26 protein-coding genes are annotated in these 26,673 nt (G+C 69.8%); 14 read left to right on the forward strand and 12 right to left on the reverse strand.

What is annotated here, in order from left to right; genetic code table 11:
* The first annotated feature begins 42 nt into the window (after window positions 1-42).
* The gene (locus ACZ6DL_RS15300; RefSeq protein WP_466051513.1) at window positions 43-1,059 is read left to right on the forward strand and encodes an AurF N-oxygenase family protein; all 1,017 of its coding nucleotides are present in this window, start codon (window positions 43-45) and stop codon (window positions 1,057-1,059) included.
* A 6-nt stretch (window positions 1,060-1,065) separates the two neighbouring features.
* Window positions 1,066-2,652: an FAD-dependent oxidoreductase gene (locus ACZ6DL_RS15305; protein ID WP_466051515.1), complete on the forward strand. Its 1,587-nt coding sequence runs from the start codon at window positions 1,066-1,068 to the stop codon at window positions 2,650-2,652.
* 66 nt (window positions 2,653-2,718) lie between these two features.
* Here the strand turns inward: ACZ6DL_RS15305 and ACZ6DL_RS15310 are convergent, their stop codons facing one another.
* Window positions 2,719-3,480 carry an SDR family NAD(P)-dependent oxidoreductase gene (locus tag ACZ6DL_RS15310; protein WP_357955886.1) on the reverse strand — a complete coding sequence of 254 codons (762 nt, stop codon included), beginning with the start codon at window positions 3,478-3,480 and terminating at the stop codon, window positions 2,719-2,721.
* A 536-nt stretch (window positions 3,481-4,016) separates the two neighbouring features.
* Between ACZ6DL_RS15310 and ACZ6DL_RS15315 the strand changes: the two genes are divergently transcribed.
* Entirely contained in the window at window positions 4,017-6,242 is a 2,226-nt protein-coding gene (locus ACZ6DL_RS15315; RefSeq protein WP_466051517.1) for an Hsp70 family protein, read from the forward strand.
* 97 nt (window positions 6,243-6,339) lie between these two features.
* On the forward strand, window positions 6,340-7,134 hold the full coding sequence (locus ACZ6DL_RS15320; protein ID WP_393235492.1) for an HAD hydrolase family protein: 795 nt from the start codon (window positions 6,340-6,342) through the stop codon (window positions 7,132-7,134).
* A gap of 30 nt (window positions 7,135-7,164) precedes the next feature.
* Here the strand turns inward: ACZ6DL_RS15320 and ACZ6DL_RS15325 are convergent, their stop codons facing one another.
* Window positions 7,165-7,575 carry a VOC family protein gene (locus tag ACZ6DL_RS15325; RefSeq protein ID WP_466051519.1) on the reverse strand — a complete coding sequence of 137 codons (411 nt, stop codon included), beginning with the start codon at window positions 7,573-7,575 and terminating at the stop codon, window positions 7,165-7,167.
* A gap of 99 nt (window positions 7,576-7,674) precedes the next feature.
* Between ACZ6DL_RS15325 and ACZ6DL_RS15330 the strand changes: the two genes are divergently transcribed.
* Window positions 7,675-8,634 carry a helix-turn-helix transcriptional regulator gene (locus ACZ6DL_RS15330; protein WP_466051521.1) on the forward strand — a complete coding sequence of 320 codons (960 nt, stop codon included), beginning with the start codon at window positions 7,675-7,677 and terminating at the stop codon, window positions 8,632-8,634.
* A 5-nt stretch (window positions 8,635-8,639) separates the two neighbouring features.
* Here ACZ6DL_RS15330 and ACZ6DL_RS15335 read toward each other — a convergent pair whose 3' ends face one another.
* Both ACZ6DL_RS15335 and ACZ6DL_RS15340 read right to left on the reverse strand, forming a co-directional pair.
* Complete coding sequence (locus ACZ6DL_RS15335) at window positions 8,640-9,323, reverse strand: SGNH/GDSL hydrolase family protein (RefSeq protein ID WP_466051523.1); 684 nt, start codon at window positions 9,321-9,323, stop codon at window positions 8,640-8,642.
* Window positions 9,324-9,331: 8 nt separating this feature from the next.
* Complete coding sequence (locus ACZ6DL_RS15340; RefSeq protein ID WP_466051525.1) at window positions 9,332-10,744, reverse strand: MFS transporter; 1,413 nt, start codon at window positions 10,742-10,744, stop codon at window positions 9,332-9,334.
* 102 nt (window positions 10,745-10,846) lie between these two features.
* On the opposite strand from ACZ6DL_RS15340, the gene ACZ6DL_RS15345 reads away from it, so the two are divergent.
* Window positions 10,847-11,479 carry a TetR/AcrR family transcriptional regulator gene (locus ACZ6DL_RS15345; protein WP_466051527.1) on the forward strand — a complete coding sequence of 211 codons (633 nt, stop codon included), beginning with the start codon at window positions 10,847-10,849 and terminating at the stop codon, window positions 11,477-11,479.
* Here the strand turns inward: ACZ6DL_RS15345 and ACZ6DL_RS15350 are convergent.
* The 7 genes from ACZ6DL_RS15350 to ACZ6DL_RS15380 form a co-directional block, all read right to left on the reverse strand.
* Window positions 11,476-12,162, reverse strand: a complete 687-nt coding sequence (locus ACZ6DL_RS15350) for a hypothetical protein (RefSeq protein ID WP_466051529.1) — start codon at window positions 12,160-12,162, stop codon at window positions 11,476-11,478. The genes ACZ6DL_RS15345 and ACZ6DL_RS15350 overlap by 4 nt on opposite strands.
* A 98-nt stretch (window positions 12,163-12,260) precedes the next feature.
* Window positions 12,261-13,091, reverse strand: coding sequence for a sirohydrochlorin chelatase (locus ACZ6DL_RS15355; RefSeq protein ID WP_466051530.1), 831 nt, complete (start codon window positions 13,089-13,091; stop codon window positions 12,261-12,263).
* 1 nt (window position 13,092) lies between these two features.
* On the reverse strand, window positions 13,093-14,388 hold the full coding sequence (locus tag ACZ6DL_RS15360; protein ID WP_393235470.1) for a sulfate adenylyltransferase subunit 1: 1,296 nt from the start codon (window positions 14,386-14,388) through the stop codon (window positions 13,093-13,095).
* A gap of 1 nt (window position 14,389) precedes the next feature.
* Window positions 14,390-15,316, reverse strand: coding sequence for a sulfate adenylyltransferase subunit CysD (gene cysD, locus ACZ6DL_RS15365; protein WP_466051533.1), 927 nt, complete (start codon window positions 15,314-15,316; stop codon window positions 14,390-14,392).
* 152 nt (window positions 15,317-15,468) lie between these two features.
* On the reverse strand, window positions 15,469-16,185 hold the full coding sequence (locus ACZ6DL_RS15370) for a phosphoadenylyl-sulfate reductase (protein ID WP_466051534.1): 717 nt from the start codon (window positions 16,183-16,185) through the stop codon (window positions 15,469-15,471).
* 20 nt (window positions 16,186-16,205) lie between these two features.
* A complete protein-coding gene (locus tag ACZ6DL_RS15375) occupies window positions 16,206-18,020 on the reverse strand; it encodes a nitrite/sulfite reductase (RefSeq protein WP_466051536.1) in 1,815 nt (604 codons plus the stop codon).
* 126 nt (window positions 18,021-18,146) lie between these two features.
* Complete coding sequence (locus tag ACZ6DL_RS15380) at window positions 18,147-18,239, reverse strand: Ms4527A family Cys-rich leader peptide (protein ID WP_357037344.1); 93 nt, start codon at window positions 18,237-18,239, stop codon at window positions 18,147-18,149.
* A 213-nt stretch (window positions 18,240-18,452) separates the two neighbouring features.
* On the opposite strand from ACZ6DL_RS15380, the gene ACZ6DL_RS15385 reads away from it, so the two are divergent.
* From ACZ6DL_RS15385 to ACZ6DL_RS15395, 3 genes are all read left to right on the forward strand, one after another.
* Entirely contained in the window at window positions 18,453-18,860 is a 408-nt protein-coding gene (locus tag ACZ6DL_RS15385; protein ID WP_466051538.1) for an SgcJ/EcaC family oxidoreductase, read from the forward strand.
* Window positions 18,861-19,055: 195 nt separating this feature from the next.
* Window positions 19,056-20,264: a radical SAM family heme chaperone HemW gene (hemW, locus tag ACZ6DL_RS15390; RefSeq protein ID WP_466051540.1), complete on the forward strand. Its 1,209-nt coding sequence runs from the start codon at window positions 19,056-19,058 to the stop codon at window positions 20,262-20,264.
* 106 nt (window positions 20,265-20,370) lie between these two features.
* A complete protein-coding gene (locus ACZ6DL_RS15395; protein ID WP_357117230.1) occupies window positions 20,371-20,586 on the forward strand; it encodes a hypothetical protein in 216 nt (71 codons plus the stop codon).
* Window positions 20,587-20,589: 3 nt separating this feature from the next.
* Here the strand turns inward: ACZ6DL_RS15395 and ACZ6DL_RS15400 are convergent, their stop codons facing one another.
* On the reverse strand, window positions 20,590-21,555 hold the full coding sequence (locus ACZ6DL_RS15400) for an AraC-like ligand-binding domain-containing protein (RefSeq protein WP_466051542.1): 966 nt from the start codon (window positions 21,553-21,555) through the stop codon (window positions 20,590-20,592).
* A gap of 241 nt (window positions 21,556-21,796) precedes the next feature.
* Between ACZ6DL_RS15400 and ACZ6DL_RS15405 the strand changes: the two genes are divergently transcribed.
* The 5 genes from ACZ6DL_RS15405 (at window position 21,797) to ACZ6DL_RS15425 (ending at window position 26,662) form a co-directional block, all read left to right on the forward strand.
* Window positions 21,797-22,618 carry an alpha/beta fold hydrolase gene (locus ACZ6DL_RS15405; RefSeq protein ID WP_466051544.1) on the forward strand — a complete coding sequence of 274 codons (822 nt, stop codon included), beginning with the start codon at window positions 21,797-21,799 and terminating at the stop codon, window positions 22,616-22,618.
* Between the two features lie 14 nt (window positions 22,619-22,632).
* Entirely contained in the window at window positions 22,633-23,436 is an 804-nt protein-coding gene (locus tag ACZ6DL_RS15410; protein ID WP_466051545.1) for an alpha/beta fold hydrolase, read from the forward strand.
* A gap of 150 nt (window positions 23,437-23,586) precedes the next feature.
* Window positions 23,587-24,618, forward strand: a complete 1,032-nt coding sequence (hrcA, locus tag ACZ6DL_RS15415; RefSeq protein ID WP_062969765.1) for a heat-inducible transcriptional repressor HrcA — start codon at window positions 23,587-23,589, stop codon at window positions 24,616-24,618.
* A gap of 151 nt (window positions 24,619-24,769) precedes the next feature.
* Window positions 24,770-25,921, forward strand: a complete 1,152-nt coding sequence (gene dnaJ / locus ACZ6DL_RS15420) for a molecular chaperone DnaJ (protein WP_040865605.1) — start codon at window positions 24,770-24,772, stop codon at window positions 25,919-25,921.
* Window positions 25,922-26,662 carry a 16S rRNA (uracil(1498)-N(3))-methyltransferase gene (locus tag ACZ6DL_RS15425; protein WP_466051548.1) on the forward strand — a complete coding sequence of 247 codons (741 nt, stop codon included), beginning with the start codon at window positions 25,922-25,924 and terminating at the stop codon, window positions 26,660-26,662.
* Window positions 26,663-26,673 lie beyond the last annotated feature (11 nt).

A 26,673-nucleotide genomic window follows, 5' to 3' on the forward strand; every position in this document is an offset into this window, starting at 1 on the left:
AACTATGGGATACAGTTAAACGGTTCCATCGAGGAGAGGGCAGTGACGACGATGTCTGCAGCCGTGACACCCGCAGTCGATCCCGATCTGGAGAAGGCGCAGGAGTACGCCGCGAAGCTGCTGCTGCTGTCGGAGGGATCGGTCAACAAGCACTTCGACCCCTTCGAGGACATCGACTGGGATAATCCCGACTTCGCCGCCGACGCCGGTGAGGAGCGGTGGATTTTGCCCGAGTCGGCCGATACCGTGGCCCGCCACCCCTGGTATCAGGCGCTGTCCGAGGAACAGAAGATCGCGGTCGGCAAATACCGGCAGGCGAATATCGCCAAGGTCGGCCTGCAGTTCGAGTCGATCCTGATCAGTGGCATGGTCATCCACAACTTCGGCTTGCCGAACGGTTCGCCGGAGTTCCGGTACTGCTCCCACGAGATGATCGAGGAGCACAACCACACCCTGATGTTCCAGGAGATGGTCAACCGCATCGGGCTGGACGTGCCCGGCATGGGCCCGCTGGTCAGCAAGTTCAAGTACCTGGGCGCCCCGGTCGCGGCCTGGTTCCCGAACCTGTTCTTCATGGCCGTGCTGGCCGGTGAGGAGCCGATCGACCACATCCAGAAGCAGATCCTGCGCTCGGGCGAAGACGTGCACCCGATCATGCGCGGCGTGATGGCGATTCACGTCGCGGAGGAGGCGCGGCACATCTCCTTCGCGCACGAGTTCCTGAAGAACCACGTGCCGGAGGCGAAGCCCGCGCAGAAGTTCGTCCTCTCGCTGGCCATGCCGCTCGTCATGTGGATTCTCGGCCGCGCGATCGTCACTCCGCCGCGGTCGTTCTTCACCGAGTTCGGCATCCCGGACGAGGTCCGCAAAGAGCTGTTCTTCGGTTCGAAGGAGGCCAAGCGGGTCTTCAGCGACTACTTCTGCGACGTGCGCGCCCTGGCCAAGGACATCGGGCTGATGAACCCGGTCGCCAAGGCGGTCTGGAAGGCGCTCGGGATCGACGGTCCCAGCACGCGGTACCGGTCGGAACCGCTGCGCGCCGCGAGCAAGGTCGCCTGAGCCGGCATGCCGTACGTCGTCACCCAATCCTGCTGCAGCGACGCGTCCTGCGTGTACGCCTGCCCGGTCAACTGCATCCATCCCACGCCCGACGAACCGGACTTCCGGACGGCGGAGATGCTGTACGTCGACCCGAAGGCGTGCGTGGACTGCGGCGCCTGCGCCACCGCGTGCCCGGTCGACGCCATCGTGTCGGCGAAGAAGCTGACCTCCGAGCAGAAGCCGTTCATCGAGATCAACGCCGATTTCTACCGGCAGGCCCGGCCGCGCCCGCTGCTGGCGCGACCGGTGCCCGCGGCGCGGATCCACACCGAGCGCACGCCGCTGCGGGTGGCGATCGTGGGATCGGGGCCGTCGGCGATGTACGCCGCCGACGAACTGCTGACCCAGCCCGACGTGTCGGTCACGGTGCTGGACCGGCTGCCGGTGCCCTACGGCCTGGCCAGGCACGGCGTCGCGCCGGATCACGACAAGACCCGCAAGGTCGGCGAGCTGTTCGACGTCATCTCCGCGCAGCCGGGATTCGGTTCATACCTGAATGTCGAGGTCGGCGCGCACATTTCGCACGCCGAGCTGCTCGACCATTTCCACGCCGTGATCTACGCGGTCGGCGCGTCGTCGGATCGCAAACTCGGCATTCCGGGTGAGGGCCTGGCGGGCACGGTGTCGGCCACCGATTTCGTCGCCTGGTACAACGGCCATCCCGATCACGTCGACCATGCCTTCGACCTGTCCGCCCGGCGCGCGGTGATCGTCGGCAACGGCAATGTCGCGCTCGACGTCGCGCGCGTGCTGACCTGTGACCCCGCGACACTGGCGGGCACCGACATCGCGCCGTACGCGTTGCGCGCGTTGCGCGAGAGCAAGATCGAGGAAGTGGTCGTGCTCGGTCGGCGCGGTCCTCTCGAATCCGCCTTCACCGTGCCGGAATTCGTCGGCCTGCTGGGCTGCGATGTGGACATCGTGGTCGAGGGTGAGCTGCCCGAACTCGGCGCGGAACTGCCCTTCCACGTCGAACAGAAGCTGCGGCTGCTGCACAGCGTGCGCACCCGGCCGGTGGGGGAGCGCAAGCGCATCGTGTTCCGCTACCTGGCCGCGCCCACCGAGATCCACGGGACCGATCGGGTGACCGGACTCGAAATCGGCCGCACCGAACTCGTCACCGATCCGGACGGCCGCGTTCGCGCCGTGCCGACCGGGCAGACCGATCGGCTCGACGCGGGACTGGTGCTCACCTCGGTCGGCTACCGCGGCGTCGCGGTGCCGGGCCTGCCGTTCGACGAGCAGGCCGCGGTGATCCCGAACCAGGAGGGCCGGGTGCTGGAGCGCACGGACGGCGCCGTCGTCACCGGCACCTACGTGACCGGCTGGATCAAGCGCGGGCCCACCGGCTTCATCGGCACCAACAAATCCTGCGCGCAGGAGACGGTGCGGCAGCTGGCCGCGGACTTCAACGCGGGGCGCCTGCCCGAACCCGCCGGTACCGCAGCGGAATTCGATCGCATGGTGCGGCTGCGGCAGCCGGCGGTCCGAGCCACGGGAGCGGTGGAAGCCCGCCCCGGCCGAGTCCGCCGCTTGCTGGCTCGCGCCTGACGAACCCCGCCTCGAGATACCCCGGGCCGCGCGCCGGTATCTCGAGGCGGTCTCCAGGTCGGCGGGTCAGCGTGCGGTGAATCCGCCATCGATGGCCAGCGCCGCGCCGGTGACGAAACTGGCTTCGCCACTGAGCAAGTAGGCGCAGAACGAGGCGATCTCCTCCGGCGTCGCGATGCGGCCCACCGGGTGCAGCGCCGCGATGGCGGCCTCTCCTTCGGGCGTCGCGCCCATGGAATTCCGGAACGCCGGGGTGTCGACAGCCCCTGAGACCAGCGCGTTCACCCGTACTCCCTGCTCGGCGGCCTCGAGCGCCACGGCCCGGGTCAAGCCGACCACCCCGTGCTTGGCCGCCACGTACGGCGCCACCGAACCCATGCCGACCACGCCGAGATTCGAGGCGTTGTTCAGGATCGCGCCGCCGCCGGAGGCCGCGAGCGCGGGAACCTGATGCCGCAGGCCGTAGAACACGCTGGTGAGATTGAGTTCCAGATCGGCGCGCCAGCCCGCCTCATCGATCTCCGCGACCGGACCGAAGGCGCACACCGCGCCCGCGTTGTTGAATGCCGCGTCCAGGCGGCCGAATTCGGACAGCGCCGCGTCGGTCAGCCGGGCGACGTCCTGTTCCACCGTGACATCGGTCGGCACGAACAGCGCGCGGCCACCTGCCGCGCGGATGTCGGCGGCCACTTGGTCACCCGCGTCCTTGCCCCGGGCGCCGAGCACGACCGCGGCGCCTTCACTCGCGACCCGCAGCGCCACCGCCTTGCCCACACCCGAGGTCGCGCCGGTGATCAGTACGACCTGCTCCGCGAACCGTGTTGCCATCGTTCGATTCCCTCTCCACTCTCGCGATCTCACCTCCGTGGTGGACCGCTATCGAGTCAAGCCGGACCCGCACCTCGACGCTGGCGAGTATCGGACATCTAGTTGATGTGTCATGCGACTTCCGGAAGTGGTTGATCGACCGAAATGCGCAGTTATGGCAAGCATCTGGTCACCGATCGGTTGGTGTCTGTCCCCCGGTGTGCTTTTCGCCCGCTAAACCGGCGTTCGGTCTGGTTGGCTTCGATATTTCGTGATCGCTGTGCGGTAGCGGAATCCGCGGGAGCGCAGGTTGATTCGCGGTGTCGAGTGGCCTGGACGCCCATGCTGACTCGTATCTACCTGGCATTTCGGACGATTATTGCTGAAAGTAGAACGATCCGTATCAATTGCGCATCCGTATGAACCCGAAACAGCTAACCTGTGGTGGCTGTTTGGAAGACGACCGCGGCCACAGGGGAACGCCATGTGATGGACGTGGTCACGGTGCGTTGACGGGATAGCGAATGACTACAGGTCTGGGTTTCAGCATTGGTGCAGTGAACTCCGTGACGGCTTCGGTCAGTGCGGACCGACCGCGTCCGGCGGTGCGGTCTCGACGCACCGCGGTGACCTTCGACAGCGCGGGTGGGCTGCGCTTGGGCGGGATCGCGCAGTTCAGCATGGCGGTCACGGATTTCGCCGATCTCGCCCGTGATCCGGAGGCGGTGATCGTCGGCGGACGCATCTGGTCGCCCGCCAATCTCGTCGCCGCGGTGGTCGGCGAACTCCGCGCGGTCGAGCCGGGCGCGTCCGAGGCGGGTGTCGTGACCACCTATCCCGCCGTGTACTCCGACAAGCGGGTCGCGTTGCTGCGCCAGGCGCTGGACCTATCCGGGGCGGGCGACGTGCTCCTGGTACCCGAACCCGTCGCGGCCGCGGAATGGCTGGAGCACGAGTACGGCCCGCTGGAAACCGGCTTCGTCTTGATCTACGACCTCGGGGGCACCAGCCTCGACGTGAGCATCGTGCGGGTCGGTCCCGACTGGGACAACCATCCGATGATCGGTAAGCCGGTGCGCTCCTACGACTTCGGCGGCAGGCCGCTGGGGTCGATGATCGCGCGCTACGCACCGGACGTGAAGCCCGGGGCCGCGGGATTGTCGATGACGTCCATCGTCGATATCGACGGGTTGCGCACAGCGCACGTGCAGGACTCGCTTCAACTGGTTCGCGAGTGCGTGCGGGAAGCGGGGATCACCCTGTCCGATATCGGCCGGATTCTGCTGGTGGGAGGGGCGTCGCGTCCCGCGGAGGTGGCGCGGACGCTCGCCGAACTCGGTCCCCCCGTGCTGATCTCGGCGGACCCGGGGCAGGCGACCGCCGCGGGCGCCGCCCTCATGGCGGCGCGCACGATGGCGCTCGGCGCCTCGGACGGCCGATCCACCGCGCCGCGGGTGGCGGTGTTCTCCAGTGCCGCGGTGGTCTCCGCGGTCGCCATGTCGGCGGTCACGGTCTTCGGCGGACCTACGGTTCCCGAGCTGTCGCCGCTGCTCGAGCGTCTGCCGGACCTCGGTGTGCCGGCCGACAGCCTGCTGGTCGACGTCGGAAACGAGCAGCTCGCCGACGCCTGGTCCGCGATGTCCGCCACCACCTGGAACTCGGGCCGGGCCCTGCTCGCGCAACGGACCTCCGCCTATACCCGATTCATCACACCGGCCGTACGCGGCGCCGGTTATGGACCTTCGGTGGCGGAGTCGCGGCTCGGCTCGCATCGGGACCCGCGAAACTGCTGCGCCCCGGGCGGATTGCGCTACCGGGGATACGGCGATCCCGCCTACTTCGTGAATCCGCTGCCGTTCGCACCGGTCGTCCGCCCCGCACCCGGGGACATCGGGCAGCCGCCCTTTCCCGCGACCCCTGGTCAGCCCGGGCGGCCGGGACAGGTACCCGGTCAGCCGCCCGCGCCCGGAACCGGGACGCCGCCGGGCTCCAGTGTTCCCGCCCCGCAGAACGGCTCGACGCCGGCGGCGCCCGGTCCGGCGTCCGGCGGGAGCGCACCGGGCAATCCGTCGACCGGGACGTCCGACGCACCGGGCACCGGTACGGGCGCGGGCGAGCACGGCGGCTCGGGCTCGAATTCGTCCTCCTCCGCGGGCGCGTCCACGGGGGGCTCCTCCTCCGGCGGAACCCCCTCGAGCAGTGGATCGACGAGCGACTCCTCCGCGAACGGATCGCCGGGTGGGTCGGCAGGCGCCTCCTCGACGCACGGCTCATCCTCGGCTGGTGATTCGTCGTCGGGCGGTTCGTCTTCGGCCGGGCCGGGGGGCAATTCTTCGACGCATGGTGCGTCCTCTGGTGGGTCGGCGGGCAATTCGTCGTCGGACGGTTCGTCTTCGGGCGGGTCGGCGGGCAATTCCTCGACGCACGGTGCATCCTCCGGTGGGTCGGCTGGTGATTCGTCGTCGGGCGCTTCGTCTTCGGCCGGGTCGTCTTCGGCCGGGTCGTCGTCGGCCGGGTCGGCGGGCAATTCCTCGACGCACGGTTCGTCCAACGGTGGGTCGGCGGGCAACTCGTCGGCGGGCGGTTCGCCCTCGACCGGCGGCTCATCGAGCGGGCGTCCGGGCGGTTCGTCGTCGGCGGGTGGTCACTCGACCGGGAACTCCACGGGCGCTTCGTCGTCCAGCGGATCGCGGGGCCGTTCCGGTTCGGTGGGTGGGTCGTCGGGCGGGTCGTCCGGGGGAGGTGCCGGAGGTGCGGGCGGCGGTGGAGCCCGCGGTCGGTAGCTGTGCGGGCGGGGACGCCCAATTGACCAGCGCGCGAGCGGGTCTCGGCACGCCGGAATCAGCGACGGGTGCGCCGCCGCCGAGGCACAATGGGTTGATGGCATCCGGGGGTCCCCAGCTGATCGCGCTGGACGTGGACGGGACGCTGCTGGACACGGGAACACCGATCAGTACGCGGGTGGTCGCGGCGGTGCGCGCGGCCGTGGCAGCGGGCGCGCATGTCGTGGTGACCACGGGACGCACCCTGCTGACCACCCGTCCGGTGCTCACCGAACTCGGCCTGCTCGAAGGACATGCCCTGTGCTCGAACGGAGCCGTGCACATCGACGTGGCCAGGGGGGAACCGGTCGCGATCCAGTCCTTCGACCCCGCGCCGGCGATCATGGCGTTGCGCGCGCTGTTCCCGGCGATGATCTTCGCCGTGGAAAAGGTCGGCATCGGTACCTGGGCCACCGGCGCCGGTCCCGGCGAGTTCTCCCTGGGCGAGTACCTGCTCGTCGACCACCACGCGTTGAGCAGCGAGCCGACCCCGCGGCTGAACGGCTGGCTGCCGGACGGTTCGCTGGAGGAGATGCTGCTCGCGCTGCGCTCCCTGCAAGTGCCGGGTGCGAGCTGGGTGCACGGCGAGTATGGGCCGTGGCTCACCGTATCCCGGCAGGGCGTGTCGAAGGGGTGGGCGCTGGAACAGCTCCGCATCGCCCTCGGTGTGCCGGACGAGGCGACGCTGGCCATCGGTGACGGTTACAACGATCGGGACATGCTGCGCTGGGCAGCACATTCGGTCGCGATGGCCAACGCGCCGACGGACGTCCGTGATCTCGCGGACGAAGTGACCGGCCACGTCCTCGACGACGGCGTCGCCACCGTGCTGGAGCGCTGGTTCCGGCCCTGACACCACCGGGACGGTCTGCCCCTCTCCGGTCTACGCGGGACCGGTCTCGGCGAGAACCGCGAGGTAGTGCGGGTTCGACATGAGGCCGAGAACGTTGCCGAAGGGATCGACCACGGCGGCGGTGACGAAGCCCTCGCCGTTGCCGCGCGGGGTGATGGGGTCGTAGACGGTCGCGCCGAGTTCCAGCAGCCGGTCGAACGTCGCCCGCAGGTCGTCGACGTGCCAGTTGACGATCGCGCCGCCGGGCGCGTTGCGCGCTCCGGCCGGGGCGTACGCGCGGTTCACGATGCCGAATTCGTGCTGGTAGTCGCCGATGCGGAACTCGTAGTAGCCGTTGGGCACGTGGTAGTAGGGCTCGGCGCCGAAGAACTCGGTGTACCAGTCCTTGGCGGCCTCCAGATCGTCGGCGTAGAAGGTGCTCGTCGCCATTCCGCGCAGCATGGTGGTTCTCCTTCGAGTCGTTGTGTTCTGTGCTTGTAGAACCATCATCCGAGCAAAAGTGCGCACCGAATGAGCACTTTTGACGGCAGAATTGCGCGCATGCGAGCGGACCGGTTGGTGGCGATTCTGCTGATGATGCAGACCCGTGGTCGGGTGACGGCCGCGCAGGTCGCGGCGGAGCTGGAGACCTCGGTCGCCACCGCGCGCCGGGATCTCGAAGCGCTCTCTTCGGCCGGGGTGCCGGTGTATCCGCAGCCCGGGCGCGGCGGCGGCTGGTCGCTGGTGGGCGGTGCGCGCACGGATCTGAGCGGGCTGACCGCGGGGGAGGCCCGCGCGTTGTTCCTCTTGGCCGGCCCCTCCGCCGGTGCGGTGCCGGAGGCGAAGTCGGCGCTGCGCAAGCTGGTGCGGGCGCTGCCGCAGACCTTTCGGGGCGACGCGCAGGCGGCCGCCGATGCCGTGGTGATCGATCCGGCGCGCTGGGGTGCGACCGACCGGGAGTTGCCGCCGGTGGTGGCACTGCTGCAACGCGCTGTCGTGCAGCGTGCCAAGGTGCGGCTGCGCTACGCGAATCGCACCGGCGAGCCGTCCGAGCGTCTCGTCGATCCCTGGGGACTGGTGGACAAGGATGCGGTCTGGTACCTGGTCGCGGGAACCGAGCGGGGCCAGCGCACGTTTCGCGTCGACCGGGTCGCCGAGGCGTCGCTCACCGGCGATCCGGCCCACCGCCCGGACGATTTCGACCTCACCGCCGCCTGGGCGCAGGTGGTCGAAGAAATGGAGCGGCGGCGCGCCGCCACCGCCGCCACCGTGCTGATCTCCGAACGCCTGCTGCCGGTCCTGCGCGACCAGCAGGGCAGGAACTGCGTCGTGGACGGCCCGGCCGACGACGGTCGCATCCGGGTCCGCGTCACCGCCCCCACCGCATGGATGCTCGCCCAGCAGCTGGCCGGCTGGGGCGCCTCGATCGAGGTCCTCGGTCCTGCCGAGGTGCGCGCCGAACTGGCCCGCCTCGGCGCCGAGTTGCTCGACCGCTACGGACCGGACGGTGCGGCATCGTGACCGAATCAGCGGGGCGCGAGCACGTGGTCGGCCAGGGTGCGCACCATGTCCGAGGCGAGCACGGCGTGGCCGCTCATGCTGAAGTGGATGAGGTCGGCGCTCATCAGGTCGGGCCGCAGGCGCAGCGGGTGGTCCCAGAGTTCGAGTAGCAGCGCGTCGTAGCGGGCGGCGAGCTCGCGGGTCAGGTCGTTGAGCTGGGCCATCCGCTCGCGCATCGGACGCATCGGCGCCATGCGCTCGACTTCCCAGACATCGGCCAGGGTGAAGGTAACGATCTGCGCTCCGGTGCGGGCCAGCGTGGCGAACATCGTGTCCAGGTTCGTCCGCAGTTCGGTGAGATCGCCGCGGGGCAGGAACAGGTCGTTGCCGCCGCAGCTGAGATGGACGAGATCCGGCCGGAATTCGAGCACGCCGGGCAACTGTTCGGCCAGAACCTGGGCGGAGGTGGCGCCGATCCGGCCGGTATTCAGGTAGGCCAGATCCGGGCGGACCGTGGTGAGCACGGCCGCGACGCGGTCGGCCCAGCCCACCGGTTCGTACCCGGGGCTGGGGTCACCGACGCCTTGCGCGATGGAGTCGCCGAGCACCGCGTAGCGCTGCCAGGGGGCGTCGGCGAGCAGACGCCGCTGTTCTTCGGGCGGCAGCACCAGGGGATCGTTGGCTTCGGTGCGAAGAGTGTTGTCGCTCACTGTGTTTCCTAGCTTTCGGAAGAGAATGACGGGGTGCGGGCAGGGAGGGCGGCCAGGCAGGCGGCCACGGCGGCGATGCCCGCACACACGGCGAAGAGGGTGTGGAACGCGCCGAGCGGATCGTCGGGACGGGCCGCGAACACGGCGGCGAGTACGGCTACACCGAGTGCGCCGCCCACTTGCCGCGCGGTCAGATTCATGCCGGTCCCGGCGGCGAACTGCTGGGGCGGAAGCGAACTGGCCGACGCGGTGCCCAGTACCGTGACGACGAAGCCGATGCCGCCACCGCCGAGCACCCCGGCCGGAATCCACGCCGCCCACAGGTTCGGCGTGGCGCCGAAGGCATCCGTGCTCATCCACACGGTGCACGCGACGAACATCGACGCACCGAGCACGCCGAGCCATCGCCTGACGACGGGCGAGCCGACCCGGCCCGCGACGGTCGCCGTCACCATCGACGCCACCGCCCCGATCGTCATCGCTCCCGCGGAGCCGAGCACCGAGTAACCCCAGATCGCGTCCAGGAACAGCGGTCCCGCCAGCAGCCAGGCGAACATGGCGGCGCCGAAGACGAACGAGGTCGCGTTGGCCAGCGCGTACGACTTGCTGCGCCACAGCTCCACCGCGATCGCGGGATCGTGCTGGCGCGCCGAACGGGCGAGCGCGGCGACGACCAGCAAGCCACCGCCGATCAGCGCGGTCAGCGTCCCCACCGAGGTCCAGCCCCAGCGCTGCCCCTCCGTGACGCCCGCGACCAGTCCGCCGAGACCCAGCGCGACCGCGAGGGTGCCGACGGGATCGGGTAACCCGCCGCCCGACGGACGGCCCTCCACGGCCGGAATGCGGGCTGCCGCCGCGATCAGCAGCAGCGCCACCGGCACGTTGATCACGAAGACCGCTCGCCAGTCGAATCCTTCGACCAGCGCGCCACCGAGCGCGGGGCCGACCACCGCGGCGAACCCGCCCGCGGCCGACCAGGCTCCGATGGCCGCGCCGATCTTTTCGCGCGGGGTGGCGGCCAGTACCAAGCCGAGCGCGGACGGCACCATCAGCGCCGCGGTGCCTCCTTGCAGTACCCGGCCCGCGATGAGCCAGCCCGCGGTCGGCGCGAGCCCGCACAGCAGGGAGGTGAGGGCGAAACCGGCCAGCGCGCCGAGGAACAGCCTGCGGCGTCCGAGCGCGTCGGCGAAGCGTCCGGCCGGGGTGAGCAGCGCGGCGAAGGCGACCGCGTACCCGCTGACGACCCAGGTCAGCGTGGTGGTGGCCGTGCTGGGGTAGTCCCGCGCGATCGAGGGGAAGGCGATGTTGACCACCGAGAGATCGAGGAAAGCGATGAATGCCGCGCCGCAGGCGATCAGCAAGGTGCGGGTAGCCGCGGGTGCGGTCGGCGGGCTGTCGAGCCGCACGGACGCGTCGGTCATGAGAAGTCCTTGGTAGCAGGGAAACAAAACGCACGATCGTTCGTTCACTTAAAGTACGACCATACGTTCGTATGTGCAACAGTGGAGTGGAAGAATGAGGTCATGACCGAGTCCGTCACCGCGGGCGACCCGCCCCGCGGCACCGATCAGCGCTTGGCGAAAGGCGCTCGGGCGCGGGCGTCGATCGCGCGCCGCGCCGCCGACGTGGCGTCCGTCGAAGGGTTGAACGGCGTCAGTATCGGCCGATTGGCCACAGATCTGGGACTGAGCAAGAGCGGGATCGCCACCCTCTTCGGCAGCAAGGAGAGCTTGCAGATCGCGGCGGTGAAGTCCGCGCGCCAGGTCTTCATCGATGAGGTCATCACGCCGAGCCTGAGTGAGCCCGCCGGACTCCCGCGCCTGCGCGCCCTGGTCGAGCGCTGGATCGGTCAGGTGGTCCAGCCGGCGTTCCCCGGTGGATGTTTCCGCGTAGCGACCCTCGCCGAGTTCGACAGCAGACCGGGCGCGGTGCGCGATGCCATCGCCGAAGACCGCCGGGACTGGCTCGCGTTCTTGGTGGAGCAGATTCGCCGGGCCCAAGAGCAGGGGCATCTCGGTGGCCGCACGGCCGATGCCGTGGCGTTCGAACTGGACGCCGTGATCGGCGCGGCGCACACCGCCCGTCAGATGGGCGATGAGTCGGGGGTCGCGACCGCGCGCGCCATCGTGGCGGATCTGCTCGCGACGTCCGGCTAATCGTTCGGCGAACCGTTGACCAGGTAGTCCAGGTAAGAGCCGGGGATCGGGGGCAGTTCCACGCCGTCCGCGTCCACGATGTGGGGCCGGATGGCGCCGGTCGGCGTGATCTCGGGGCTTTCGATCAGCACCGTCGTCGCGACCGGAAGGGCGAAGAACTGCACCGCGAACGGCATGGCGGCGGCCAGTTCGAGCAGGGTGGTGTAGTACGACGCGCGGTGCGCGTGGTCTTCGAAGCACTCGACCGACCAACCGGAGGAATCCGGGTCCTTCGTCGCGGTGCGGGCCAGCACCAGCACCGGCGACTCGAGCCCGCACGACGAGACGATCGCCTGCTGATCCTCGCCGGGAAAGTCGAGCTGGTCGGCCAGGCCGACGCCGGCCGCGACTTCGCGCTGGAACCAGACGTCACGCAGGGTGCGATCGACCTGCTCGACCCAATTCTGCGCATCGGTGCGTTCGGCCAGCCCCAGGGTGCCGTCGTCGCGGCCGCGTACCCGGACCAGATTCCAGCCGATGCGGATCGTCTCGCCAGGGTGGTATCGCGTGCCCGCCGCGACGGTGGATTCCAAGTAGGACAGCAACCAGGTCTCCATGCCGGTCAGTTGCGGCTCGGTGAAAACGACGGTGAACTCGGGATGCCCGTGGCTGGCGCAGGAGGTGGTGCGGAACGACTCGGCCATGCCATGTTCCTAGCATGCGGCACCACCGACGGAGCGGCGGCATGGTCGCCGGGAGAGAGAACAGGGGCGATCGTCCGCGGCCCTTCTCGCGTACGCCCTCAGGCCGAAAGCGCGCGCGTCTCCGCGATCGCCGCGTGGTAGCGATCCAGGACGACCTGGGTGAGGGCCGGATGCGCGCCGAGCACGTCGGCGTGGGTGGCCTGCGGCGCGGCGTGGGCCAGGCGATCGGTCAGCAAGCCGGGTGCGAGGAACCACGGCGCGACCAGCACGTGGTCCGCGCCGCGGGCGTGCAGTCGCGAGACCGCCTCCGAGACGGACGGATCGGTGGTCGCGAAGCAGATCTCGGTACGCCAGCCGGTGCGGGCGGCCAAGCGGGCGGCCACTTCGGCGGTCCGGGCGTTGGCCGCGGCCGACGACGATCCGACCGCCGCGACCGCGACACCCGGGCGCCGGCCCGCTGAGGCGTGCGCGGCGCCACCGGCGGCGAGGACCCGGTCGCGCAACGCACCGACCAATCCGGCATCCACGCCGAGCACGTCGGCTTGGGTCAACCGCAGCCCGGGATGGCGCGCGCCTGCCGTGGCGAGCAGTCCGGGCAGGTCGACCCTGGCGTGGAAGGCGCTGCCGAGCAGCAGCGGTGTCACCACGGCATGCGTATGACCTTCGGCGGCAACGGCATCCACGACCTGTTCGACCGACGGGGCGGTGAGATCGAGGAACGCCGTACGGACGTCGAGCTCCGGGCGCGCGGCCGCGACCGCGCCGACCACCTCCGCGACCGTCGCGGCCGAGCGGGGATCGCGACTGCCGTGGGCCACCGCGATCAGCGCGGGCGGTCGCGGTGCGCTCCCGCCGAGCCCGGCCCGGGGGGTCACGAGGCCCGGACGGCCCGCAGGCGGAGTGCCGAAAAGTGCTCGCCGCGCTGCCATGTCAGGCTCCGGTGCCGACCTCTACGGCGGACAGCACATCGCCGACCAGACCGGCCGCCAGAGTGTTGCCACCGGCCGGGTCGATCAGCAGGAAGCTGCCGGTGTGCCGGTTCGCCCGGTAGTCGTCGGCCGGGATGGGCTCGGCGACCCGCACCGAGATGCGCCCGATGTCGTTGAGTTCCAAAGCCTCCGGGCTCGGATCTGCCGCGAGCCGCTGCTCGTCGAAGCGCTCCAGCAGCGTGCCGACGATCGCCTGGGTGGTGCGGGTGCCGTGCTTGAGCAGCAGTCGCGCACCCGGCCGCAGCGGCTTGTCACCCAGCCAGCACACGGTGGCGTCGAAGGTGTCGACCGGTTCCGGCGCGTCGGCGGCCGAGGCGATGATGTCGCCCCGGGAGATGTCGACGTCGTCGGCCAGGATCAGCGTGACGCTGCGCCCGGTCTGCGCCACCGCGAGTTCGCCGTCCGGGGTGTCGATCCGCTCGACGGTCGTGCGGATGCCCGAGGGCAACACCACGACCTCGTCGCCCGGAGCCACCACACCCGCCGCGATCTGTCCGGCGTACCCGCGATAGTCCGGGTATTCGGCAGTGCGCGGGCGGATCACGTACTGCACGGGGAACCGGAGGCCCAGTGCGTGACTGCCGGTGCTGTCGGCGTCGACCGGCACCGATTCCAGGTGCTCGATCAGCGAGGGACCGTTGTAGTACGGGGTGTTGTCCGACCGGGAGGCGATGTTGTCGCCGTGCAGCGCCGAGACCGGGATCTCCAGCACGTCCTCGCTCGACCAGCCCAGCGTGCTGGTGAGTTCGTTGAACTCCGCGGAGATGGCGGCGAACACGGCGGCGGCGTCGTCCACCAGATCGATCTTGTTCACCGCGAGCACCAGCTTCGGCACGCCGAGCAGCGCGAGCACGGCGGCATGCCTGCGGGTCTGCTCGATGACGCCCTTGCGCGCGTCCACGAGCAGGATCACCAGCTGCGCGGTGGACGCGCCGGACACGGTGTTGCGGGTGTACTGCACGTGCCCCGGGGTGTCCGCGAGCACGAAAGAGCGGCGGGGAGTGGCGAAGTAACGGTAGGCGACATCGATGGTGATGCCCTGTTCGCGTTCCGCGCGCAACCCGTCCACGAGCAGCGAGAGATCCGGTGTGGCGAGACCCTTGTCCACCGACGCGCGGGTGACGGCGTCGATCTGGTCGGCCAGAACGGATTTCGTGTCGTAGAGCAGGCGTCCGACCAGAGTGGACTTGCCGTCGTCGACAGAACCGGCGGTGGCCAGCCTCAATAGGTCGGACATGTCAGAAATAACCCTCTCGCTTGCGGTCTTCCATCGCGGCTTCGGAAACCCGGTCGTCGCCGCGGGTCGCACCACGTTCGGTCAGTCGGGACGCGGCGACCTCGGCGAGGATCGCCTCGTTGTCGGCCGCGTCGGAAAGGATGGCGCCGGTGGTGGAGCCGTCGCCCACGGTGCGATAGCGCACCGACCTGGTCTCCAGCACCTCGCCCTCGCGCGGGCCGCCCCACACGCCGGGCGTCATCCACATGCCGTCGCGCAGGTACACCGGACGCTCGTGCGCGTAGTAGATGCTCGCCAGATCGATGTCCTCGCGGGCGATGTAGCGCCAGATGTCCAGCTCGGTCCAGTTGCTCAGCGGGAACACCCGCACGTGCTCGCCCGGCGCGTGGCGCCCGTTGTACAGGTTCCACAGTTCGGGGCGCTGGCGCTTCGGATCCCACTGGCCGAAGGCGTTGCGCAGCGAGAAGATGCGCTCCTTGGCGCGCGAGCGCTCCTCGTCGCGGCGTCCGCCGCCGAACACGGCGTCGAACCGGTGCTCGCTGATCGCGTCCAGCAGCGGGACGGTTTGCAAGGGATTGCGGATGCCGTCCGGGCGCTCGGTGAGCCTGCCGTCGGCGAGGTAGTCCTCCACCTTCGCCACGTGCAGGCGCAGACCGTAGCGCTCGACCACCTTGTCCCGGAACTCCAGCACCTCCGGCAGGTTGTGCCCGGTGTCCACGTGCAGCAGCGCGAACGGCAGCGGCGCGGGCCAGAACGCCTTGAGCGCCAGATGCAACAGCACGGTGGAGTCCTTGCCGCCGGAGAACAGGATCACCGGCCGCTCGAACTCGCCCGCTACCTCGCGGAAGATGTGGATCGCCTCGGACTCCAGCGCGGCGAGGGTGTCGAAATCGGTGATGCCGAACGAACGTTGGATGGTTTCGGTCATGCTGTGTCCTTTTTCGCATGCCCGAGGGGGCCCTGCGTGGTTACGCAGGCTGCCTCCTCCGGGCCCTGACTCGGTCATGCTGTGTCTTTCTTCGCATGCCCGAGGGGGCCCTGCGTGGTTACGCGGGCTGCCTCCTCCGGGCCCTGACTCGGTCATGCTGTGTGCAACCCGCACTCGGTCTTGGCGAGGCCGGCCCAACGGCCGCTTCGCGGATCGGCTCCCGGCTCCGGCTTCCGTGTGCACGGAGCGCAGCCGATGGATGGATACCCCTCCTCCACCAGGGGGTTGACGAGGATGCCGTGCTTCTCGATGTAGTCCTGCATCTCGTCGTCGGACCACGGCGCGATCGGGTTGATCTTCACAAGTCCGAACGCCTCGTCGAACGAGACCAGCGGCGCGTTCGCCCTGGTCGGCGCCTCCACCCGGCGGATGCCGGTGACCCAGGCGTTGTATCCCGCGAGCGACTTCTGCAACGGGACGACCTTGCGCAACCGGCAGCACTCGTTCGGCTCACGGGCGAACAGATCCTTGCCGAGCAGCTGATCCTGTTCGGCCACCGTGTGTTCCGGCCGCGCGTTGATCACGTTCACCCCGTACACGGCCTCCACCGCGTCCCGGGTACCGATGGTCTCGGCGAAGTGGTAGCCGGTGTCCAGGAACAGCACGTCGACGCCGGCGCGGATGCCCGCCGCGAGGTGCACCAGCACTCCGTCCTGCATGTTGGAGGCCACGATGTAGTTCGTGCCGAAGGTGTTCTCGGTCCACTGCAGGAGTTCGGTCGCCGAGGCGCCGTCCAGTTCGGCGGCACCGCGCGCGGCGATGGCGCGGAGCTCGTCCTCGGACAGCTTGTCCGCGAGTTGGGTTGTCACAGTTGATCTCCCGTCGACACTTATCTCAGGTCGGCCTCGTCGGCGCGGACCGCCCACTGGGCGAACCTCTCGCCGTCGGTACGTTGCTTGACGAAGTTGCGCACCACACGGTCGATGTAGTCGCCCAGTTCCTGGGTGGTCACCTTGTGCTGGCGCAGTTTGCGTCCGAAGGCGCTGTCGAAGCCGAGGCTGCCACCGAGGTGAACCTGGAAGCCCTCGACGTGATTCCCGTTGCCGTCGTCGACCAGCTGTCCCTTGAACCCGATATCGGCGATCTGCGAGCGGGCGCAGGAGTTCGGGCAGCCGTTGATATTGATCGTGATCGGGACGTCCAGCTGCGCGTTCAGATCAGCGAGCCGTTCCTCCAGTTCCGGCACCAGCGCCTGGGAGCGCTTGCGGGTCTCGGCGAAGGAGAGCTTGCAGAACTCGATGCCGGTGCAGGCCATCAGATTGCGCCGCCACAGCGAGGGCCGCGCCTGCAGGCCGAGCGGCTCTAGCTCGTCGATCAGCGCGTCGACCTTGTCGTCGGGAACGTCGAGCACGATCAGCTTCTGATACGGGGTGAACCGGACACGATCGGAGCCGATCCGCTCCACCGCGTCGGCCACCTTGGTCAGGACGGTGCCCGACACCCGGCCCGCGATGGGAGAGAAGCCGACGGCGTTGAGCCCGTTGCGCAGCCGCTGCACGCCGACGTGGTCGATCGGCTTGGTCGGCTGCTGCGGCGCGGGACCGTCGATCAGCTTGCGCTTCAGGTACTCGTCCTCGAGCACCTGGCGGAATTTCTCGATGCCCCAGTCCTTGATCAGGAACTTCAGGCGCGCCTTGGTGCGCAGGCGGCGGTAGCCGTAGTCGCGGAACACCGACACGACGGCTTCCCACACGTCCGGCACCTCGTCCAGCGGCACCCACACGCCCACCCGCTGGGCGAGCATCGGGTTGGTGGACAGGCCGCCGCCGACCCACAGGTCGAGGCCGGGGCCGTGCTCGGGGTGCTCGACACCGATGAACGCCACGTCGTTGATCTCGTGCACCACGTCCTGCTGGCCGGAGATGGCGGTCTTGAACTTGCGCGGCAGGTTGGAGTACTCCTTCTTGCCGATGTAGCGGCGCACGATCTCCTCGATCGCGGGCGTCGGGTCGATGACCTCGTCCAGCGACTCGCCCGCCAGCGGAGACCCGAGCACCACGCGCGGGCAGTCGCCGCACGCCTCGGTGGTCTTCAGTCCGACCGCTTCGATGCGCTTCCAGATCTCGGGGACGTTCTCCACCTCGATCCAGTGGTACTGCACGTTCTCCCGGTCGGACAGATCCGCGGTGTCGCGAGCGAACTCGGTGGAGATCTGACCGAGCGTGCGCAGTTGCGCGAGATTCAGCGCGCCGCCGTCGCAGCGCACGCGCATCATGAAGTACTTGGCTTCGAGCAGATCGATGTTCTCGTCGCCGGTCCAGGTGCCGTCGTAGCCCTGCTCGCGCTGGGTGTACAGGCCCCACCAGCGGAACCGGCCGCGCAGGTCGCCCTTGTCGATCCCGTCGAAGCCGGTCCTGGCGTAGATGTTCTCGATCCGCGCGCGGACGTTGAGCGGGTTGTCGTCCTTCTTGGACTGTTCGTTCGGGTTCAGCGGTTCGCGGTAGCCCAGCGCCCACTGGCCCTCGGCCTTGCGGCGAACGGGCTTGCCGGTGCGCACGCGCGGGCCGGTGGAGGTCGCCTCGGGACGCGGGCGATCCGGGCGGACGCGGCGTTCGGAGGCCGGGCGGTCGGGACGCGCGCGATGCCCGGGCTGGGATTCGGGCGTGGGCTGATCGGTCGGACCGGCGTCGGTGCTCGACGTCATGGGGTCGCTCCTGCGGGGTGGGTGGTACATCCTGCTGAAGGGCGTGAGGGGCTGACTCACGCCTGCGGTGTCAGCGGGCCGATGAAGTCGGGGATCGCCGGGGACCCGGGATCGGGGCGCGCTGAACTACCGAGGGGAACGAGGCAGACAGCAGGCGCTGCACACGCGCTTGTAATCGACGTGGCGACGTGCCACCAGTCGAATCTCCAAAGCGCGCATGCGGCCTATTGTGCCACGTCAGCCAGGGCCTTCCGACCCCCCGTCCGGTATTTCCCGCCATTTCGCGGGAAATCCCCTGGACGTTCGACCCGGTTTGTGACGGCAGTCATAGTTCGGGGCACGAACCGAGCGTGTGATACGACCGCCGCATCGTTTGTGATGCTGCGCACGCCGCTTGACCTCGAGTCGGCTCGAGGTAGCACGCTCGTCGCCATGAGTACCCCAGCGGTCGACACCGCCGCAGAGATCGAGGCCATCCGTGCGGTCGTCGCGAGCGTCCAGCACGCCCAGCGGAACGAACTCGTCGACGAATTCGTCGCGCTGTTCCGTGAGGACGCGATCTGGACCACCGGACACGGTCGCCGACTCTACGGACGCGCCGCCATCGCCGAGTTCACCGCCCGCGTGCTGCCGGGGGCCACCGCGCACGGCACGGCGACCTACGAGGTCGAGCACGTGCTGTTCATCCGGCCCGACGTGGCCGCGGTCAAGGTGCGCCAGCGCTACTTCACCCCGGACGGCGCGCTGGACAGCGAAGGCAGTCCGATGTACGTGATGGCCAAGGAGGACGGCCGCTGGTTGCTCACCGCCAACCAGAACACGCCGGTCGTGTCGGACTGAGACGGTCACCATCGGTCCGGGTCCAAGTCGTTCCCGCGATCGAAGGGGTCACGGTGCACGACGGGTCCCGGTCCACCGGGCACGACGGCCGAGGGTTCACCGCGCGAATCGGCCCGAGCCGGGAATCCGAGGTCGCTCGGCGCGCGGCGGAGTCCCGGCCGTCGGCACGCGGTCGGCGACGTTCACACTGGACAGGTGAATTCTTCCGTCGCGTCCGCGAGCGCCGACACGTCCGTGCCGGTGTTGCGCGATTTCGGCGGCGGCCCGTTCGGGATCTACGTGCATGTGCCGTTCTGCGCCACACGCTGCGGCTACTGCGACTTCAACACCTACACCGCGGGCGAACTCGGCACGTCCGCGTCGCCGCAGTCCTGGGCGGCGGCGTTGCGGGAGGAGCTGGCCGCCGCCGCGCGGGATTTCGCCGCGCTGCCGAGCCCTACGCCGGAGGTCTCCACCGTCTTCGTCGGCGGAGGGACGCCCTCCCTGCTCGGCGGTGACGGGCTCGCCGCGGTGCTGGACGCCGTGCGCGCCGAGTTCACCCTCGCCGCCGGTGCCGAGATCACCACGGAGTCCAATCCGGAATCCACCTCGCCGGAATTCTTCGAGCGCATCCGGGCGGCCGGGTTCACCAGGGTCTCGCTGGGCATGCAGTCCGCCGCGGCGCACGTGCTGAAGGTGCTCGATCGCACGCACACCCCCGGGCGCGCCGTCGCCGCCGCGGGCGAAGCCCGCGCCGCGGGATTCGAGCACGTCAACCTGGACCTGATCTACGGGACGCCGGGCGAGCGGGACGCCGATCTCGACGCCAGCCTGGACGCGGTACTCGCCGCGGGCGTCGATCACGTCTCGGCCTACTCGCTGATCGTGGAGGACGGCACCGCGCTGGCCCGGCGGGTCCGCCGTGGCGAGTTGCCCGCGCCGGACGACGACGTGCTCGCCGCCCGCTACGAACGGATCGACGCGCGACTGCGATCGGCGGGGCTCGACTGGTACGAGGTGTCGAATTGGGCCGCGGGCGACGCCGCGGTTTGCAGGCACAACCTCGGCTACTGGGACGGCGGTGACTGGCTCGGCGCCGGTCCGGGCGCGCACAGTCACGTCGGCGGCGTGCGGTGGTGGAACGTCAAGCACCCCGCGCGGTACGCGGATCGAGCCGCCACGGGCGCGTTGCCCGCCGCCGGCTGGGAAGCCCTCAGCGCGGACGAGCGGTACACCGAGCGGGTCATGCTCGCCGTCCGGCTGCGCACCGGCCTGCCGCTGGCCGATCTGGCCTCCTCCGCCCTCGTCGCCGTCGACCGGGTGGTCGCCGACGGCTTGGCTGCGCGCACCGCCGACGACCGGCTCGTCCTCACCGATCGCGGCCGCCTCCTGGCCGACGGTGTGGTCCGCGAGCTGCTCGAATGATCGCGGCGAAGATCACGAATTCATCGAGACGACGAACTTTGTGTCTCGTTGCGGTAACGCGGCGCCGACCGGCCGCGTAGTCTGCGACCAACCCCCAAGGAGACACATGGCGTCGGCACGGCACATCACCCTTATCCATGAACCTGGCGAATTCGCGGAGGCGCGAGCGGCGGAGAAGGCGGCGAATGCGCGCCAGTGCGCCGTCGCCGCCCGCACCGTCGCCAGCTACGCGGAGAACGCCGCCGACTGCGAGTCGTTACTCGCGATGCTCGGCCTCGACGCCGAGGCGGGCAAGCAAGCGAAAGTCGCCGATCGCCGCTGACCGCTACGGCTCGTCCGTGGCGAGCGCGATCCTGCGCCATTCCCGAGGCGAGCGTCCGTAGGCGGCGCGAAAACGCCGGGCGACATGGCTCGGATCGCGAAAACCCCGGCGCCGCGCGATCATCGCGATCGTCCGGTGCTTCTGATCCGGTCGCGCCAGATCGCCGCGCACCTGCTCCAGCCGCTGGCTGATGATCCACTGCTCCAGGCTGTACCCCGCGTTCGCGCAGATCTTGTACAGCTGCCGGACCGACATGTTGTGTGCCTTGGCGATCTGTTGCGCGCCGAGGTCGGGATCGGCCAGGTTGCGCCGGACATAGGCGCGGATGCCCGACAGCAGGATGTCGGTCGGGACGACGGACCCGTTGCCGTCGTCGCCGCCTGCCGACAACAGCAGCGCCCGGATCAACTCGATGCTGGCGCAGCCGGACAGCGCGGCCGCCGGGTCGGCGCTGAGCGCGTCGGCGTCGGCGGTCAGCTGGACGATGTGGTTGGCCACCAGCCGGTAGTGCGGGCTGTCCTGCACTCTCGTCGCGGCCTGACTGATCAGCTCGGCGGGCAGGCCGAGTCGATCCAGCGGCACGTGCAGGCAGGTCGAGGCGCCCTCACCGCGCCAGCCGAAATCGTAGGGCGCGTTCAGGTCCATGACGTGCAGATCGCCCGGTCGCACCACGCGCCGGACGTCACCCTGGTCGTATCGACCCTCACCGGCCTGCTGCACCGCGACCGCCAGCACCGGCGCGGGTGAGGTCCGTACCTGCTTCGGCGTCCGGACCAGCTGGACGGCCGAGGTACGGGTGCGGAAGATGCTCGCCTCGCCGAACCGCCACACGTCGACCGTGGCGTGGACACGCTCGTCCGGCCCGTCCAGCACCACATGGGACGGGACCGATGCCTCCTGTAGCGCCGCGGCCACTGCGGCCATTCGCTCGTGCGGCGCGATGGTGTCCGAATCGAACAGGACCGTCATCACAGCCTCCGTCGCAAATGAGACAGATTCGGCAATCCTCGCACGGACACCCCGATCCGGCCGTGCATTCTGAGCCGAAGATCGTGCACGGAGAGTCGTTTTTCCGGCGGTCGCCCGTCATACGCTGTCGAACGGCGATCGATCAAGCCCGGCCTCCGGTTCGGCCCAGGAGGCGCGCCGGTGCGGCCATGAGTCCGGTGACGCGTAATCCGACCATCCAGCCAGATCGAAGGGAACTGCCATGCCGACGATCACCACCACCGATGGCGTCGAGATCTACTACAAGGACTGGGGAGCGGGACGTCCCGTGGTGTTCAGCCACGGCTGGCCGCTGAACGGGGATGCCTGGGACAACCAGATGAACCTGGTGGCGAGCAACGGCTATCGCGCCATCGCGCACGATCGGCGCGCGCACGGCCGCTCCAGCGACGTGTGGGACGGGCACGACATGGACCACTACGCCGACGACCTCGCCGCGGTGCTCAACGAGCTGGACGTCGAGGACGCGACTCTGGTCGGGCACTCGACCGGCGGCGGGGAGGTGACCAGGTACCTGTCCAGGCACGGCACCTCGCGCGTCGCCAAGGCCGTGCTGCTCGGTGCCGTTCCGCCGTTGATGCTGCGGACCGGCGGCAATCCGGAAGGGACGCCGATCGCGGCGTTCGACGACATCCGCGCCGGTGTGGCCGCCGATCGATCACAGTTCTGGAAGGACCTGTCGGTCCCGTTCTACGGCGCCAACCGCGCGGGATCGAAGGTCTCGCAAGGGCTGCGCGACCACTTCTGGCTGATGGGCATGCAGGTCGGGCTCAAGGGGGCGCTCGACTGCGTGAAGGCGTTCTCCGAGACCGATTTCACCGCCGAGCTGCCGGGCATCGACATCCCGGTGCTGGTGGCGCACGGTGACGACGACCAGATCGTGCCGTTCGCCGCGGCGGGCGCCAAAACGGCGAAATTGCTGCCCCGAGCCCAGTTGAAGGTGTATCCGGGCGCCCCGCACGGCCTGTGTGGCGACTATGAGAAGGCGTTCGACGCCGATCTGCTGGACTTCCTGGAGCAATGAGGAGCACAGAACCCATGACCAGCAAACATTGCCTGCGCCGCGCCGTGGCCGCGCTCGCCCTCGCCCTCGCCGCCACGGTGTCCGCCGGGCCCGCGCGGGCGCAGCCGCTGCCCACCATCGTGCTCGTGCACGGCGCCTTCGCCGACACGACCAGCTGGGACGGCGTCGCCGCCGTGCTGCGCGAGCGCGGCTATCGCGTCGTCACGCCGGAGAACCCGCTGCGCGGGCCCGCCTACGACGCGGCCGCCGTGCAGCGCACGCTGGACACGATCAGCGGTCCCGTCGTGCTGGCGGGGCACTCCTACGGCGGTTTCGTGATCAGCAACGTGCGCGACCCGAAGGTCGAATCACTCGTCTACGTCGCGGCGTTCGCACCGGTGCAAGGCGAGGTCGCCCAGGCGGCGCTGGACCCGATCCGCTTCCCGGGCAGCCAGTTGCTGCCGCCCGCGTTGCAGGTGAAGGTCGTCGACGACGGCACGGGTGTCGCCGGGAAGAATGTGGACGGTTATGTCGCGCCCGACAGCTTCAACGCCGTCTTCGCCCAGGACGTCGGGCCGGCGGCCGCGGCCGACATGATCGCCCATCAGCACTCCATCGCGGTGAAGGCCAACCTCGAGCCCTCCGGGCCGCCTTCCTGGTCGGGCACGCCGAGCTGGTATCTGGTCTCGGCGGCGGACCGGGTCATCCCGCCGTCCTCCCAGCGCTTCATGGCCCAGCGGATGGGAGCGCGAACCAGTGAGATCGACGCCTCGCACGCCTCGCTGGTCTCCCGGCCCGACGCCGTGGCCGCGCTGATCGACGGCGCCGTCCCCCGCTGATATAGGAGGCGTTGCAGGCGAGCGCTCCGGGTATCGACAATTAGACTGACGGGACGGACGAACCGTGATTCGCCTGCGATGCGTGGTGGCCGCGGTGCGTCGGCGCCGGGTACGGCGTGATCGGAGACGAAGAGCGAGGAGGTGGGGCCGATGTCGAGCACCGAGGATCGGCGCTTCGAGGTCCTGCGCGCGATCGTCGCGGACTATGTCGCGACCAAGGAGCCGATCGGGTCGAAGACGCTGGTCGAGCGGCATAACCTGGGTGTTTCCAGCGCGACGGTGCGCAACGACATGGCGGTGCTCGAGGCCGAGGGTTACATCACCCAGCCGCACACGAGCTCCGGGCGCATCCCGACGGACAAGGGCTATCGGCAGTTCGTCGATCGGATCTCCGAGGTGAAGCCGCTGTCGGCGGCGGAGCGCAGGGCGATCATGGAGTTCCTGGAGTCCGGTGTCGATCTCGATGACGTGCTGCGCCGGGGCGTCCGTTTGCTGGCCCAGCTGACCAGGCAGGTCGCCGTCGTGCAGTACCCGACGGTCTCGGCGTCCACGGTCCGCCACATCGAGGTGGTCGCGCTCAATCCCGCGCGCCTGCTGCTGGTGGTGATCACCGACACCGGCCGGGTCGACCAGCGACTGGTGGAACTCGGCGCGCTGATCGATGACGAGGACCTGGCCGCGCTGCGCGGCATGCTCGGCGGCGCGATGGACGGCAAGCGCCTGGCCTCGGCCTCGGCGGCGGTCGCCGAGCTACCCGAGCACGCGCCGGTGCGGCTGCGTGACGTGCTGGTGCGGGTGTCCACGGTGCTGGTGGAGACCCTGGTGGAGCACCCCGAGGAGCGATTGGTGCTCGGTGGCACCGCCAACCTCACCCGCAACGCCGCCGACTTCGGTTTCCCCGGCTCGCTGCGCGCGGTCCTGGAGGCGCTGGAAGAACAGGTCATCGTGCTCAAGCTGCTCGCCGCGGCCCAGCATCCGGGGACGGTCACGGTGCGGATCGGCGAGGAGACGCAGGTAGAGCAGATGCGCGGCACCTCGGTGGTGTCCACCGGCTACGGCGCGGCGGGAGCGGTGCTCGGCGGAATGGGGGTGCTCGGCCCGACCCGGATGGACTACCCGGGCACGATCGCATCGGTGGCGGCCGTGGCCCGATACATCGGTGAGGTCCTCGCCGAGCGCTGACCTGACCAGCGCGGGGAGACGCCACTGCTACGCTCGACCTTTCGGCCGGATAAAGTTGAGTGCACAAGACTAATGCTGTTGCCGGCGCGCTTCGAACGCGGCGCGGGCACCGGCGGCACCGTCGAGAACGACCAAGGACTAGAGAACTCAAGTGGCACGGGACTACTACGGACTGCTCGGCGTCGCGAAGAACGCGACCGATCAGGAGATCAAGCGGGCCTACCGCAAGCTGGCGCGTGAGCTCCACCCCGACGTCAACCCCGACGAGGCGGCGCAGGCCAGGTTCAAGGAAGTGTCGACCGCCTACGAGGTGCTGTCGGACCCGGAGAAGCGGCGCATCGTCGACATGGGCGGCGACCCGCTGGAATCCGGCGGCGGCGGGGCCGGATTCAACGGCGCGGGCTTCGGCGGGCTCGGCGACGTGTTCGAGGCGTTCTTCGGCGGCATGAGCGGATCGGCCGGCGCGCGCAAGCCGCGCGGCCGCGTCCAGCCCGGCGCCGACTCGCTGATCCGCACCCGGCTCAGCCTGGCCGAATGCGCGGTCGGCGTGACCAAGCACCTCACCGTGGACACCGCGATCCTGTGCGACATCTGCCAGGGCTCCGGAACCAACGGCAACTCCAAGCCGGTGCGCTGCGAAACCTGCGGCGGCGCGGGCGAAGTCCAGTCTGTGCAACGGTCCTTCCTCGGCCAGGTGCTGACCTCGCGCCCGTGCCCCACCTGCCGCGGCGCGGGCGAGACCATCCCCGACCCCTGCCACAAGTGCGGTGGCGACGGCCGGGTGCGGGCGCGCCGCGAGATCGCCGCCCCGATTCCCGCCGGCGTCGCGAACGGTATGCGGGTGCGGCTGGCCGCGCAGGGCGAGGTCGGCCCGGGCGGCGGTCACGCGGGTGACCTGTATGTCGAGATCGTGGAGCAGCCGCACGACGTCTTCGTCCGGGACGGCGACGATCTGCACTGCACCATCCGGGTGCCGATGGTCGACGCGGCGCTGGGCACCACCGTCGTGATCGACACCATCCTCGACGGCCCCACCGAGCTGACCATTCCGGCGGGCACCCAGCCCGGCGAGATCTCGGTGCTGCGCGGGCACGGCATGCCGCGGCTGCGCTCCGGCGCGCGCGGCGACCTGCTCGCGCACCTGGACATCGTGATCCCGGCCAAGCTGGACAGCAAGCAGACCGAACTGCTGCGCAAGTACAAGGGAATGCGCGAGCGCGAACGCGCCGAGGTGATGTCGGCGCAGTCCGAGCACAACAGCGGCCTGTTCGCGCGGCTGCGTGCCTCGTTCAGCGGGCGCTAGGTGGCCGCGACGGTCTTCTACCTCGACGAGGTGCCCGAGCCGGGTGCGGTCGCGGTGCTCGACGGACCGGAGGGCAGGCACGCCGCCACGGTGCGCCGTATCCGGGTCGGCGAGCCGATCACCCTCTCCGATGGGCGCGGCGTGCTCGCCGAATCGGAAGTCGTCGCCGCGCACCGTGACCGGCTCGAGCTGGCGGTGCGCGACCGGAGGCTCGCGGCCCCGCCGACGCCGCCGGTGACCGTCGTGCAGGCGCTGCCGAAATCCGACCGTTCCGAGCTGGCGGTCGAGCTGATGACCGAGGCCGGCGCCGACGCCGTCGTTCCCTGGCAGGCCGCGCGCTGCGTCGCGAACTGGGAGGCCAAGGCCGCCAAAGGGGTGGACAAGTGGCGGGCCGCGGCGCGTTCGGCCGCCCGGCAGTCCCGCCGCGCCTACATCCCGGAAGTCGCCGATCTGCACCGTACGAAAGAGCTGCTGGAGCTGGTTCGGAAGGCCAAGGCCGCCGGTGCGATCGTCGCGGCGCTGCACGAATCCGGTACCGCTCGCTTCACCGAATTGCCCTTCGCCGGCGCCACCGAAATCTTCCTCGTGGTCGGTCCGGAAGGCGGGCTGGACGACGCGGAACTCGCCGCTTTGACCGAGGCGGGCGCGGACGTGACCCTGCTCGGTCCGACGGTTCTGCGCACCTCCACCGCGGCGGCGGTCGCCCTCGGCGCGCTCGGCGCGCTGACACCGCGCTGGTGACGATTCCCCCG

It is taken from the genome of Nocardia sp. NPDC041819, from assembly GCF_055590505.1.

Excerpts from the sequence above, each read along its gene's own strand:
- ACZ6DL_RS15400 (WP_466051542.1), bottom strand. The coding sequence starts at position 21,555 with ATGACGGTCCTGTTCGATTCGGACACCATCGCGCCGCACGAGCGAATG.
- ACZ6DL_RS15310 (WP_357955886.1), bottom strand. The coding sequence starts at position 3,480 with ATGGCAACACGGTTCGCGGAGCAGGTCGTACTGATCACCGGCGCGACC.
- ACZ6DL_RS15405 (WP_466051544.1), top strand. The coding sequence starts at position 21,797 with ATGCCGACGATCACCACCACCGATGGCGTCGAGATCTACTACAAGGAC.
- hrcA (WP_062969765.1), top strand. The coding sequence starts at position 23,587 with ATGTCGAGCACCGAGGATCGGCGCTTCGAGGTCCTGCGCGCGATCGTC.
- ACZ6DL_RS15350 (WP_466051529.1), bottom strand. The coding sequence starts at position 12,162 with ATGGCCGAGTCGTTCCGCACCACCTCCTGCGCCAGCCACGGGCATCCC.
- ACZ6DL_RS15375 (WP_466051536.1), bottom strand. The coding sequence starts at position 18,020 with ATGACGTCGAGCACCGACGCCGGTCCGACCGATCAGCCCACGCCCGAA.
- ACZ6DL_RS15325 (WP_466051519.1), bottom strand. The coding sequence starts at position 7,575 with ATGCTGCGCGGAATGGCGACGAGCACCTTCTACGCCGACGATCTGGAG.
- ACZ6DL_RS15330 (WP_466051521.1), top strand. The coding sequence starts at position 7,675 with ATGCGAGCGGACCGGTTGGTGGCGATTCTGCTGATGATGCAGACCCGT.
- ACZ6DL_RS15305 (WP_466051515.1), top strand. The coding sequence starts at position 1,066 with ATGCCGTACGTCGTCACCCAATCCTGCTGCAGCGACGCGTCCTGCGTG.
- ACZ6DL_RS15340 (WP_466051525.1), bottom strand. The coding sequence starts at position 10,744 with ATGACCGACGCGTCCGTGCGGCTCGACAGCCCGCCGACCGCACCCGCG.
- ACZ6DL_RS15355 (WP_466051530.1), bottom strand. The coding sequence starts at position 13,091 with ATGGCAGCGCGGCGAGCACTTTTCGGCACTCCGCCTGCGGGCCGTCCG.
- ACZ6DL_RS15345 (WP_466051527.1), top strand. The coding sequence starts at position 10,847 with ATGACCGAGTCCGTCACCGCGGGCGACCCGCCCCGCGGCACCGATCAG.
- ACZ6DL_RS15410 (WP_466051545.1), top strand. The coding sequence starts at position 22,633 with ATGACCAGCAAACATTGCCTGCGCCGCGCCGTGGCCGCGCTCGCCCTC.
- ACZ6DL_RS15360 (WP_393235470.1), bottom strand. The coding sequence starts at position 14,388 with ATGTCCGACCTATTGAGGCTGGCCACCGCCGGTTCTGTCGACGACGGC.
- ACZ6DL_RS15395 (WP_357117230.1), top strand. The coding sequence starts at position 20,371 with ATGGCGTCGGCACGGCACATCACCCTTATCCATGAACCTGGCGAATTC.
- ACZ6DL_RS15380 (WP_357037344.1), bottom strand. The coding sequence starts at position 18,239 with ATGCGCGCTTTGGAGATTCGACTGGTGGCACGTCGCCACGTCGATTAC.
- ACZ6DL_RS15320 (WP_393235492.1), top strand. The coding sequence starts at position 6,340 with ATGGCATCCGGGGGTCCCCAGCTGATCGCGCTGGACGTGGACGGGACG.
- ACZ6DL_RS15385 (WP_466051538.1), top strand. The coding sequence starts at position 18,453 with ATGAGTACCCCAGCGGTCGACACCGCCGCAGAGATCGAGGCCATCCGT.
- cysD (WP_466051533.1), bottom strand. The coding sequence starts at position 15,316 with ATGACCGAAACCATCCAACGTTCGTTCGGCATCACCGATTTCGACACC.